The organism is Mucilaginibacter sp. SG538B, from assembly GCF_013376065.1.
Lineage (GTDB): Bacteria > Bacteroidota > Bacteroidia > Sphingobacteriales > Sphingobacteriaceae > Mucilaginibacter > Mucilaginibacter rubeus.
Genome location: NZ_JABMJI010000002.1, coordinates 1,324,079 through 1,335,659, shown reverse-complemented (window position 1 = coordinate 1,335,659; position 11,581 = coordinate 1,324,079). Strand labels below are relative to the sequence as shown.

General features: G+C 43.8%; 8 protein-coding genes. 4 read left to right on the top strand and 4 right to left on the bottom strand.

Translation table 11 applies throughout. The annotated features are described in order from the left end of the window. The first annotated feature begins 166 nt into the window (after window positions 1-166). Complete coding sequence (locus tag FHW88_RS15310; protein ID WP_176626532.1) at window positions 167-2,617, top strand: FtsX-like permease family protein; 2,451 nt, start codon at window positions 167-169, stop codon at window positions 2,615-2,617. Window positions 2,618-2,765: 148 nt separating this feature from the next. Here the strand turns inward: FHW88_RS15310 and FHW88_RS15305 are convergent, their stop codons facing one another. Next, the gene (locus FHW88_RS15305; protein ID WP_090533640.1) at window positions 2,766-3,458 is read right to left on the bottom strand and encodes a LytR/AlgR family response regulator transcription factor; all 693 of its coding nucleotides are present in this window, start codon (window positions 3,456-3,458) and stop codon (window positions 2,766-2,768) included. Beyond that, entirely contained in the window at window positions 3,455-4,603 is a 1,149-nt protein-coding gene (locus FHW88_RS15300) for a sensor histidine kinase (RefSeq protein ID WP_176626530.1), read from the bottom strand. Before FHW88_RS15300 ends, FHW88_RS15305 begins: the two co-directional genes overlap by 4 nt. A 232-nt stretch (window positions 4,604-4,835) precedes the next feature. Between FHW88_RS15300 and FHW88_RS15295 the strand changes: the two genes are divergently transcribed. Together FHW88_RS15295 and FHW88_RS15290 are read left to right on the top strand one after the other, a co-directional pair. Further along, a complete protein-coding gene (locus FHW88_RS15295) occupies window positions 4,836-5,762 on the top strand; it encodes a GLPGLI family protein (protein ID WP_176626528.1) in 927 nt (308 codons plus the stop codon). Then, window positions 5,759-8,434, top strand: coding sequence for a TonB-dependent receptor (locus FHW88_RS15290; protein ID WP_176626526.1), 2,676 nt, complete (start codon window positions 5,759-5,761; stop codon window positions 8,432-8,434). The genes FHW88_RS15295 and FHW88_RS15290 overlap by 4 nt, the downstream gene beginning before the upstream one ends. A 25-nt stretch (window positions 8,435-8,459) precedes the next feature. Here FHW88_RS15290 and FHW88_RS15285 read toward each other — a convergent pair whose 3' ends face one another. Together FHW88_RS15285 and FHW88_RS15280 are read right to left on the bottom strand one after the other, a co-directional pair. After that, a complete protein-coding gene (locus FHW88_RS15285) occupies window positions 8,460-9,161 on the bottom strand; it encodes a Crp/Fnr family transcriptional regulator (RefSeq protein WP_176626524.1) in 702 nt (233 codons plus the stop codon). Between the two features lie 49 nt (window positions 9,162-9,210). Next, window positions 9,211-9,444 carry a hypothetical protein gene (locus tag FHW88_RS15280; RefSeq protein WP_090533632.1) on the bottom strand — a complete coding sequence of 78 codons (234 nt, stop codon included), beginning with the start codon at window positions 9,442-9,444 and terminating at the stop codon, window positions 9,211-9,213. Between the two features lie 167 nt (window positions 9,445-9,611). Here FHW88_RS15280 and FHW88_RS15275 point away from each other — a divergent pair, with 167 nt between their 5' ends. Beyond that, window positions 9,612-11,468: a chloride channel protein gene (locus FHW88_RS15275; RefSeq protein WP_176626523.1), complete on the top strand. Its 1,857-nt coding sequence runs from the start codon at window positions 9,612-9,614 to the stop codon at window positions 11,466-11,468. Window positions 11,469-11,581 lie beyond the last annotated feature (113 nt).

Here is an 11,581-nt window from a genome sequence, read left to right as displayed (position 1 = left end):
CCATAGCCTTTGATATTAAATGGATTGGGTTAAATATAATAATATGTTGAATTATTTATTTTTAACAAATTAAATTCTTTAAATTGATCGCATAAAGAATCTAATTAAACCCTATGCGAAACGCAGCCGCTAAACCTTAACATCAACCTCACATATCAATACAGCCATGATCAAAAACTATTTTAAAGCAGCGCTTCGCAATTTCCGGGCGCACCGTTTTTTTACTTTCGTAAATATAGTGGGATTGGCTATTGGTGTCAGTGCGGCCCTGGCTATTTATGTTATCGTAAGTTTTGATCTCAGTTTCGATAGGTTTCACAACGATAGTGACAGGATTTACAGGGTCGTAACAGACTTTTCATACATGGATAAGGTAGTAGCCAAATTGGGCATGGTAAATGGCCCGCTTCCCGCAATAGTAAAAGCAGAAGCAACTGGTATAAAAACTGCCACCCGCTTTTTAGAAATGAAAAACACTGATGTACAGGTCCCCGATGAAACATCAAGTCCGGTTAAATTCAGAGGTGAAAGTAGTATTGTGCTGGCTGATGATGAATATTTTAATCTGTTTAATTATAAATGGCTGGCAGGTTCGCCAGCTACAGCACTTCGAGAGCCATACCAGGTGGTACTTACCTCTGATCAGGCCAGGAAATATTTCCCCAATGCCCCTTACAACCAATTATTGGGCAAAACGGTTATATATGACAGCATCAAAACAACCGTTTCGGGTATAGTTCAAACTCCCGCTCAAAATACCGATTTTTATTTTAAGGATTTTATATCCTATCCAACCTGCCTGCATAATGCCAATTTGAAAAACATGACCCGTTTAACCGAGTGGCCGGGTGTGGTGTGGCAATTATTCATTAAGATTGATAAACATGCGAATGCCGCTGACATAGAAGAGCGGATCAACGGGTTGCTGAAAAAATACAATAAGGAACTAAGGCCCGGAGACGGCCAGACTGAACATTTACAATCATTCCGCGACCTGCATTTCGACCCGGTATATCCCAATTTTGAAAAAGGGAGGCGGGCGAGCAAGACTACGCTATATAGTTTACTCATTGTTGCCGGATTTCTGTTATTGCTCGGATCCATCAATTTTATTAATCTTTCAACAGCGCAGGCTGCACAGCGGGCCCGGGAAATTGGGATCCGTAAAACTATGGGCAGCAGCAGATGGCAGCTAATTGTACAGTTTTTGAGCGAAACTTTGGTTATCACACTTGTTGCCATCTGCATAGCCATGGTACTGACACCGGTGATACTGAAATTCTTTGCAGATTTTATCCCCCCGGGCGTATCTGTTAATTATTTTGATAGCAACCTGTTGCTGTTTTTATTCACACTCCTAATAACAGTAACCCTACTGGCCGGATTGTACCCCGCAATTATCCTTTCCGGGTACCGGCCGGTATCTGTATTACATAACCTGCCGAACAAAGATACAGGCAAGAGCACCGGAACGTTGCTTCGAAAATCGCTGTCAGTTACGCAGTTTATAATCGCCCAATTTTTCATCATGACAACGCTGCTGGTTAATAAACAGGTTTTTTATGCGCTGCATAAAGATATGGGCTTCAGTAAAGATGGGATCATCAACATAAGTACTCCTCTCAATACGATAAATACTAACAAACAACAGTTATTTAAAGACAAAATAAGTCAGATCCCCCAAATCGACTTAATGAGTATTGGAAGCGAGCCGCCTGCTGATGAAAAGATAGGAGTATGGGAAGTAACTTATAACGACGGAAAAAAAGAAGTTAAAGCAACCCTGCAACAACGAAACGGCGACGAGAATTACCTTAAAGTTTACCGTATAAAATTATTAGCCGGCCGTAACCTGCAACCTGCAGATTCACTGACCGCCGTACTGGTAAATGAAAAATATACTCATATGATAGGTTTTCAGAACCCCGCGGATGCTGTTGGGGCATCTTTTGATTATGAGGGCAATAAGAGGATGATAGTTGGCGTAGTTGCTGATTTTTATCAGAAATCACTCCGGGACCCAATCATGCCCATGTCTATACAAACCCCGCATTACCGGTTTAATGATCGGTTTTTCCATATCTTGCTAAAGCCTCAAACTACCGGAAATAATGATTGGAGCAATGCCATCGGCAGAATGAGAAAAGCCTGGACGGAGGTTTATCCAGATATTGAATTTGATTATCATTTTTTTGATGAAGAGGTAGCCCGTTTTTATGATAGCGAACAGCGCACATCGAAATTACTCGGCTGGGCAACAGGACTTTCTATATTAATCAGTTGTTTGGGCTTACTCGGCCTAACCATTTTTAATACCAACAGGCGCACACGGGAAATTGGTATCCGAAAGGTACTTGGCGCGTCGGTAACACAAATTGTAAAGTTATTGTCGTCAGAGATAGCCGGATTAATTATTTTATCTTTTGTATTGGTTATGCCATTTGCCTGGTTTGCAATGAATAAATGGTTACAAAGCTATGCGGACCGCACGGCAATAAGCTGGTGGATATTTGTTCTTAGTGGAATTGGAATGTTGTTTGCCGCATTTTTGACATCAGCTTTTCAAACAATCAAGACAGCCTCCTCAAATCCGGTAAAAAGTTTAAGAAACGATTAAAATGCCGTTTGTAAAAACATTCTTTATTATTCTTTCAAAAAACCAGTTTGTATTTAGTGGTGTCAAGCCACCACTAAAGTCAGAAATTTCTAAGCATTAAACCTTATATACCCTGAAGTAAATGCCGTCGCATTTTACATGGGGGACATTATTTTAACCCCAGCCTGCTGCGCAGAAGATCCCGATAAGTGCTTCCTATCGGGATTTTTTCGCCGTTAATAATAAGTTGATGCACTTCGATCATGGTAATATGTTTGATGGCCACCACGTATGATTTATGCACCCGTAAAAAATCCGCTGCTGGCACGAGGTCAAAAATATCGCCCATATTCTCACGCACCAGGATATTTCTGTCTTTAAGGTGAATGGTGATATAATTACCGTCTTTTTCCAGATACAAGATCTCATCTACTTTAACCTGGTAAGTTTGCGGACCGCTTTTGATAAAAACGGTGGGCTCATCCTCTTTGCTTACCCCATTTCTTGAAGATAGTGCCGCTGCGGCTTTATTTATGGCTGCAAGAAAGCGCTCAAAAGTGATAGGTTTCAACAGGTAATCGAGGGCGTTCAAGTCGTAGCTCTCTACCGCATAGTGACTATAAGCGGTAGTAAAAATGATCATTGGCCTGGGCGACAAGGTTTGCACCAACTGCATTCCGCTGATATCAGGCATATTAATATCCAGAAAAATAAGGTCTACCTTTTCGCGGTTCAGGAATTCGATGGCCTTCACCGGTTCGCGAAAGGTGGCTTTCAAATCAACCAGGCTGGTTTTAAGACAATAGCGCTCTATCACTTCAAGCGCCTTAGGCTCATCATCAATGGCAATGCAGGTTATCATTCCAGGTCAATTTCGAGTTTAACAATATATTTCCCCCGGTCTTCATTGATCTGCAGGTCATGTTTGCCAGGATACAAAAGATCGAGCCGTCGCTTTACATTCTCGAGCCCGATGCCGCTTTTCTCATCCTCCATTTTTTTGATGGCGCTATATTTGGTATTGACACAGGTAAAGATCAGCTTATGGTCTGCAAGCACAATGGCAATATCTATCCCGGATGTTTGCCCAATAGAAACGCCGTGCTTAAAGGCATTTTCAACAAAAGGGATAAATAGCATCGGAGCGACGACGACAGTTCCCGTCTGCGCAGGGTGATCAAATATCACTTTTACCTCATCATCTGCATAACGCAGCTTATTCAGGGTAATACAGTCTTCCAGGTATGCTATTTCTTTATTTAGCGGCACACCACCGGCATTGCTGTCATAGATCATGTAGCGCATCATGCCCGAAAGTTTGGAGATGCCGTCGGCAAGCTCATCATTCCCCTTTTCCTGTGCCATCGAAAACAGGTTATTGAGGGTATTAAACAGGAAATGCGGATTGATCTGCGATTTAAGGAATTTGATCTCGGTACTCAGTTGATAAGCCTCCAGCTGATTGCGTACCAGTTCAGTTCGGGCCCATTCTTTCAAAAAGAAATAGGCTATTGAAAGCCCGGCTGCAGTTAAAAAAATAAGCAGCATGGTGAGCTGCATGTGCACCCAGTTCCCTATTGCAAAAAATGCGCTATGATTTGGTATCAGGTGATTAAGGCCGTCCTTGCCTGCTGCAAAACCAGGGGGCGGAGGCCCAATGGGCAGGCTATTGTTCAATTTAGAACCAACTAAAATATAATTGGCCAAAAAGACCAATATAAACCAGCAGGCGGCTATAGCGATGCCTGCAAATAAGCTTTTATACCGAAGCGCCTTTTTAAAGATCCAAAATATATTGCCGTAAAACAGCAGGACCAAAAACGCGAGTGTAAAGCGGGAATACGGGAAAATTGTATCTACCTCACTCCTTTCCATGATCTTTCCGTTATGGTTTACCCGGATCTTGACCGTTGAGCTGGTTAGCGAATTCAGGGTGTAATACACCCCTATCCAGAACGCCAGGTGGATCAGTATCTCGATGATATGTTTAACCTTGATACGGTGCATTCTTCAAAAGTATATTAAGCCCGGCTTATTCATAAATTATTGATGTTAATATAGCGATTTGCCGGCTAAACGTGCATTTTTTGAAATCCGGGCTTAGGGCCACCGGCAATTTGTTTTCGGCAGAAGCTCAAATAACAAATATCCATTTTACGCCGAAATGAAGACGCTGTTCATACCAAAGTTTTTGGTGGATTTAAAGGGCAAAGTACTATTGCTTAAAAATATCCAAATTATGAAAAAGCAATTTTTATTGTGTACAGCCTTTTTATCATGCACCATTATGGCCCGGGCACAAAAACCGGATACCGCACAATTGCTGGTACACTACAAGTTTTCCCACATCAGGGATACCACCAACCAGGAGCACCCCTACACCGAGAACATGGTTTTGATTGTGGGTAAAAATGCCGGGGTTTACAAAAGTTATGACAAGCAGTTGCAGGACGCGCTATTTAAAAAGCAGGTGCAGGAACAGGTAGCCAACTCACCCGATGGGCATGTAAATATCCAGCGGAGATCATCGGGCTCAGGTACAGACTATTACCAGTTCCCGAATGGTAAAAAACTGGCAAGGAAAGAACCGCTCCTGTTCAATAGCTATCTCATAACAGATGCCCTGCCCGCCATAGAATGGGAAATAGGCAGCGATACAGCAACGTTTGGAGGCTTGCATTGCCAAAAAGCAACAGGCCATTTCAAGGGAAGGGATTATACAGCCTGGTTCAGTCCCGATCTGCCGCTGCATATAGGCCCATGGAAACTCAATGGGCTGCCGGGGGTGATTGTAGAGGCCTATGATACCAAAAAAGAAGTTTATTTTAAGTTTGACGGGATTGAAAAAGCGGTCATCTCTCCGCAAAAAAGTGATCAGCCGGCCAGCCCAGCTCCTGATAACCAGGGACGGATGGCCGTGATGATAGGCATGGACGACCAGGTTGGCGATCCAAATATCATCCAGCTCCCCACCAATGCCATTAAAACTACCGAAAGGGAGTTTTCCAAATTGCAGGAGGCCATGCGAAAAGACCCGAATGCCTTTGCCCAGTCAATGGCGGCTGCGCAGGCGGCAAGCCAGGGCAGGCCGGCCCCAAAAATCGATATCAGGATCGGTCCGCAACCGGTGATCAACAACCCGATAGAATTGCCTGAAAAGAAATGAGCCGGATTATAAAGTCAGTATGGTTGCTGGTTATAGGGTTACTATTTTCGGCTCACGGCTTTGGTCAAAGTATTAAGGGCACAGTTAAAGACAGCACCGGGAAACCGGTGCCTTATGCCACCATTAACCTCAAAAACGCGGCCACTACTAACATTATAAACTATACCATTACCGATACCAAAGGCGCCTACATTTTGCCGGTCCCGGCAGATACGCCCGTGAGCGGCCTGCTGGTCGAGGTACGCTGCATTGGCTATAAAAACCAAAGCAGGGGCATTACGGATTTGCAAGCTCCCGTTGATTTCACTTTATCTGTTTCCATCAACCAGTTACAGGCCGTAGTGATTAAAAGCAGCCGACCGGTGTTGCGGACGAACGGTGATACCCTAAGCTATAAAGTATCTGATTTCAGCAGTGTGCAGGACAGAGTTATTGGCGATGTGATCAAAAAACTGCCGGGTATAACGGTTGCCGCTGATGGCAGGATCAGTTATAACAATAAACCGATCTCCAACCTGTACATCGGCGGTGATAACCTGCTGGACGATAAATATAATATTGCTACCACTACCATTCCCCAAGGTGCGGTAGACCAGGTGCAGGTGATCCAGAACCACCAGCCCGTTAAAGTGCTCCAAAATAAAGTAGTGAGCGATGATGTGGCGCTCAACCTCAGCTTCAAAAAAGGCGCTAAATTACAGATGGTGGGGCAAGAGAGCATCGGCGCGGGCTTACCGGGCAATTATGATGTAGATTTGAACGCCATGATGTTTAAGGATAAGTACAAGGCCATTAATTACCTTAAAGGCAATAACACAGGTAACGACCTGCAACAGGACCTGGTATCGCACAATTTTGCCGATTATATGCAGCGGATCGATAACGATGTGCCGGCCACCATGTTATCGCTTGGTTCGGTGAATGACCCGGCTTTATCACGTAACCGGTATTTATTCAATCGCTCGGGGATCCTCAATCTCAATAACCTGGTCAATTTTAAAAAGAATGTGCAGATGAAGATCAATGCTTACTATTTGCGCGATGCCCGGCGGCAGGACTACAGCCAGCACACCACCATCTTTTTACCCGGCGATACGGTACGCTATAATGAAACTCAACGTAACCGCTTCCGCCCCGACATATTGCATACTCAGTTTACGCTGAACATTAACCAGGATAAATATTACCTGAACGATGTGTTGCTGATGGATAACAACCGGTCCACCAATTACTCAAACCTGAATACAAACGGCGGCATGGTAAACCAGGTATTTAAAGATAACGCGCTGAATTTTTCTAATGAATTTAACCTGATCAAATCCTTAAGATCAAACAACATTATCCAGGCTTACTCCTATATCAGTCATTCGACTGAGCCCGAGAGCAGGACAATTGGGCCTGACTATAACAATTCAATATTTAACAATAATGTCCCTTATGCGCAGTTGGTGCAAAATGTAAATGTACCTGCGTGGTATACCAATAACTATATCTCTTTCAAAATACCGTCGAACCTTATCACGCAAAGTTTCAGAACAGGGTTCAGCGTTCAATCACAAAAGTTAAACTCAGATCTAAACGTTGTACAGGCAGATAACACGGTTAACCTTGAATCAGACAGTTCCATCAACCATTTAAACTGGACCAGGAAAAAACTGTATGCCGAAGCAGCTTATGATCTGCCAGGCAGTATCCTCAAAGTGAACCTCACCTTGCCGTTAAGCCTGCAGCAGATCAATTATTCGGATAGCCTGTATGCCCTGCGTAAGGGTTTAACCAGGTTATATTTCAATCCGCAGCTAAAAGTAAAATATCAAACCGGGATGGAGAACTACCTGAATTTGTTTTACAGCTACCGCAATGAGGCGGGTACCATAGAAGATATGTACCAGGGCTATATCCTGAAGGATTACCGGACACTTTATGCCAATAATGCCGGCCTTACCGAACGGCAGAACCAGTTGGCCGCCCTTGGATTTAACTACCGCAAAGCGCTAACCCTTTTGTTCGCCAGCCTGAACATTGTTTATAACCATATCGCTTCCAATAATATCGCTTCAGAAGTAATTACCAACACCCTGCGGCAGCGTGTAGTACTGCCATATTCCAACAGTACCGATTCGTGGACGGTGAACGGCACTGTCAGCAAATATTCCTTTGCATTAAAAACCACTTTCAGCGGAGGGGTAAAATGGCAAAGTAATAAGTCGGTGCAGATCCAGAATAGCGCGCTGCTTCCTTTCAATACCATTTCCAGAACTATAAATGCCGGCGCGGATACCAAAGTGAATGAGCAGATAAACTTTAGCTATAAAGCTGCATTTACCCAAATCCAAAGTCATTCAGCAGCGGAGGCATCAACTTATCATATTAATCAGTTGCTTCAGCAAGCATCGATCAATTATAATCCTGTAACCAATTTACAGTTCAAATTATCAGGCGAGCATTACTTCACCCGCCAGCAAGGTAATCCTGACCTTAAATACTTTTTTGCAGATGCCTCGGCAAAATTCAGGGTCGAAAAATGGAAGACCGACCTGGAACTGAGCGTTGCTAATTTCCTGAACGTAAAAACTTATAACACGCTTTACTTATCAGCCAATACATTAACTGCCAGTTCGTACACCTTGCCGGGAAGGATTATATTGCTCAAAATAATGTTTCATATTTGAGTGGTGTCAGGTTTTTTCAGGCAACCTATCCGGCCTGCTGCTCCTCTTCCGTCAGTTTCAGCAATGTGGCTTCATTTTTTATGCGGATGCTTTTGCCCGATATTTCGATGATCTCCTCATCGATAAAATCATTAATGGTGCGAAACAGTGATTCATAGGCCGCACCTGTAAATGAGGCCAGGTCCTGCCGGGTAAGTTCAATCTTGATAAAGCCCTGTTCATTTAGCCCGAATTTGTTTTTAAGCGAAATAAAAGCCTGGGCTACACGGCCCTTAACGGGCATATGCGCCAGGTTGCGCATCCGTTTTTCCGATTCCTGCAATTCGTTGGCAAAGAAGCGCATCAGCTTTATAACAAAGTTATTGTTAACCTGCAGGGTACTTTCAAAAAAGGGCATTTCGATATAGCAAATTATACCTGCCTCAATGGCTGTGGCCGAAACCGGGTAAAACTCTGTGTTACCCAACCCGAGGTGCCCGACAATATCACCTTCGCGGGCAAACCGGAGAATAAGCTCTTTTTCCTTATCCCACTTTTTATGAACCTTTACCGTGCCCGAATAAACAAAGTAAATGCCGGTAACGGGATCACCTTCTTTAAAGATCTGCTGCCCCTTTTTTACAACGATATTTTTCCTGGCGGCGCTGATTGCCGGGATCCAGTCGGGCAGGCAGTGTGTGCATAAAAAGCAAGTCCCCAAATCGCATTTATCTTTGTTTTTCGCCATTTATTGATTTGTATTTAAGCCGGTGCTGTTATAAAAACATGCTAATTTATTAAAAGCGGCGGCCTTTTGGCTGTTCCCAGGTAGCCATGTTAAAAATAACTCCCAAACTTAACAATACCGCACCGCCAAAAACAGGCCATGGGAATGAGCGGATGCCATTAATGTTAATGCTCCACGGATGGGAATCGAAAGGATTAACGGTATTCAGGTTCCTGAATAGTAACAATCCGGCAATGATGCTTGCGGCACCTAAAACAGAAAGAATAATGCTGGTAATTTTCATAACTATTGTTTGTGCAATGATTTTTATTAAAAATTAAGCAAATGTTAAATAAAAACATTGCATGTGCAATATAAAATTGAAAATAAATTTATTTATGCTGCTTTAAGTATTACCTTTGCAAGAAAAATAGCACAGTCCCCTAAAAACGGAGCGGGACTAATCAAAACATGGAAACAAAACAGAACGCCATCCCGGTTTCGCCCTCATTAAATGATCTTTACAATTTTAAATCCGGTTTAAAAGGCACCGGGCAAATGAAAACAAGGCTGATCTTTATATCAGCACTTTGCATTCTTATTGCATGCCTCATCAGTATAATAGCCAAAGGACTTATCTATCTTATTAATATTGTTACCAATATTTCATTTTACGGAACGCTGGATGCCGGCTTTCACAGCCCGGCCAATAACCATTTAGGTTTATGGGTAATTGTTATACCGGCTATAGGCGGTATTATAGTAGGTTTTATGGCCCTGTATGGCTCAAAGGCTATCAGGGGGCATGGCATCCCTGAGGCAATGGAGCAGATCCTGGTAAATAAAAGCAAAATAAAACCGATTATAACTTTTCTGAAGCCCGTATCATCGGCCATAGCAATAGGTACCGGCGGGCCATTTGGCGCCGAGGGGCCTATTATTGCAACAGGCGGGGCACTTGGTTCAACCTTTGGCCAGTTATTCAAAATATCGCCCAACGAGCGTAAAATTATTTTGGCAGCAGGAGCAACAGCGGGCATGTCGGCCATATTTGGCACGCCCATAGCGGCGGTGTTTTTAGCTATTGAGCTGTTATTGTTCGAGTTTTCGCCCCGGGCCATATTACCGGTGGCATTAGCTTGTATCACCGGAGCGGCCGGGCACCATCTGTTATTTGAAGCCGGGCCTGTATTCCCGATGCCTGATGTAGATACACCTTCAAATACCGCCCTGGCTATTTACAGCATCATTGGTCTGGTCATTGGCTTTATCTCATTGGGGCTTACCAAAATAGTTTATTTTATTGAAGATAGCTTTGAAAAACTGCCCATCCACTGGATGTGGTGGCCTGCAATTGGTGGCCTGGCGGTAGGCCTGATAGGTTATTTTGCGCCGCACACCCTTGGTGTAGGATATGATAATATTATCACTATTCTTTCGGGCACATTATCATTGATGCTAATTGTGCGTTTGTGTTTATTCAAATTTCTTTCATGGGCTATAGCCCTGGGCAGCGGCACTTCGGGCGGCACGCTGGCTCCCTTGTTAACCATTGGCGGCGCGGCTGGTGCGGCTTTTGGCGCACTGGTGCACCTCGCATTTCCTGATGCGGGCTTAAGTGTTCCAATAGCCGCGCTTATTGGCATGGCGGCCATGTTTGCAGGCGCTTCAAGGGCTTATTTAACCAGTATCACCTTCGCGCTGGAGGCTACCATGCAATCGCATGCATTACTGCCTTTGCTTGGTGCCTGCACAGCATCGTACCTGGTTTCATTCTTCCTGATGGAAAATACCATCATGACCGAAAAAATTGCCCGCCGTGGGGTATACACCCCTGATTCATACGAACCTGATCTGTTACAGGTATTGACTGTTGCCGACGTTAATAATGAAGTTGGTGAAACCTTAAAAAGCAATAGTACCATAGCCGAAACAAGGGCCCGGCTTACCGGAAATAATATTACCCAAAGTTTTTTTATAGTGACTAAAAATGATGGCAGCTATGCAGGCATGGTTAGCCTGACCGACATTTATAATCATAGTATTTCTGCCGAACTCACTATAAGTAATATAACCAAGGCAAGTAAACAGGCCGTGAGGAGTAATGATCCCCTGAAACGTGTTGTGGAGATCATGGCTGAAGAATCGGCAGAGGTGCTTCCCGTTATTGCCGCCGGAAATACCATAGCCGGGCAAATCTCCTATAAAGAGATCTTAAACACCTACTATCAGTATGTTGCCGAAAACCGGAAGCAAAACACACAGATCTCCCTTAAACGGCGTAGACTTAAAATTGCAGCCCGTGGCCGCAGCAGGGCTAAATCTTAAAAATAAGATTAAATGAAAACCCCGCGTGGTGTAAGATCAGGCGGGGTTTCTTTTTTCTGAACATTCCTGTCTCGTAAAAAATTAAATACGCCGAAACTGGGTTATTGCTTATT

Excerpts from the sequence above, each read along its gene's own strand:
- FHW88_RS15310 (WP_176626532.1), top strand. The coding sequence starts at position 167 with ATGATCAAAAACTATTTTAAAGCAGCGCTTCGCAATTTCCGGGCGCAC.
- FHW88_RS15305 (WP_090533640.1), bottom strand. The coding sequence starts at position 3,458 with ATGATAACCTGCATTGCCATTGATGATGAGCCTAAGGCGCTTGAAGTG.
- FHW88_RS15300 (WP_176626530.1), bottom strand. The coding sequence starts at position 4,603 with ATGCACCGTATCAAGGTTAAACATATCATCGAGATACTGATCCACCTG.
- FHW88_RS15295 (WP_176626528.1), top strand. The coding sequence starts at position 4,836 with ATGAAAAAGCAATTTTTATTGTGTACAGCCTTTTTATCATGCACCATT.
- FHW88_RS15290 (WP_176626526.1), top strand. The coding sequence starts at position 5,759 with ATGAGCCGGATTATAAAGTCAGTATGGTTGCTGGTTATAGGGTTACTA.
- FHW88_RS15285 (WP_176626524.1), bottom strand. The coding sequence starts at position 9,161 with ATGGCGAAAAACAAAGATAAATGCGATTTGGGGACTTGCTTTTTATGC.
- FHW88_RS15280 (WP_090533632.1), bottom strand. The coding sequence starts at position 9,444 with ATGAAAATTACCAGCATTATTCTTTCTGTTTTAGGTGCCGCAAGCATC.
- FHW88_RS15275 (WP_176626523.1), top strand. The coding sequence starts at position 9,612 with ATGGAAACAAAACAGAACGCCATCCCGGTTTCGCCCTCATTAAATGAT.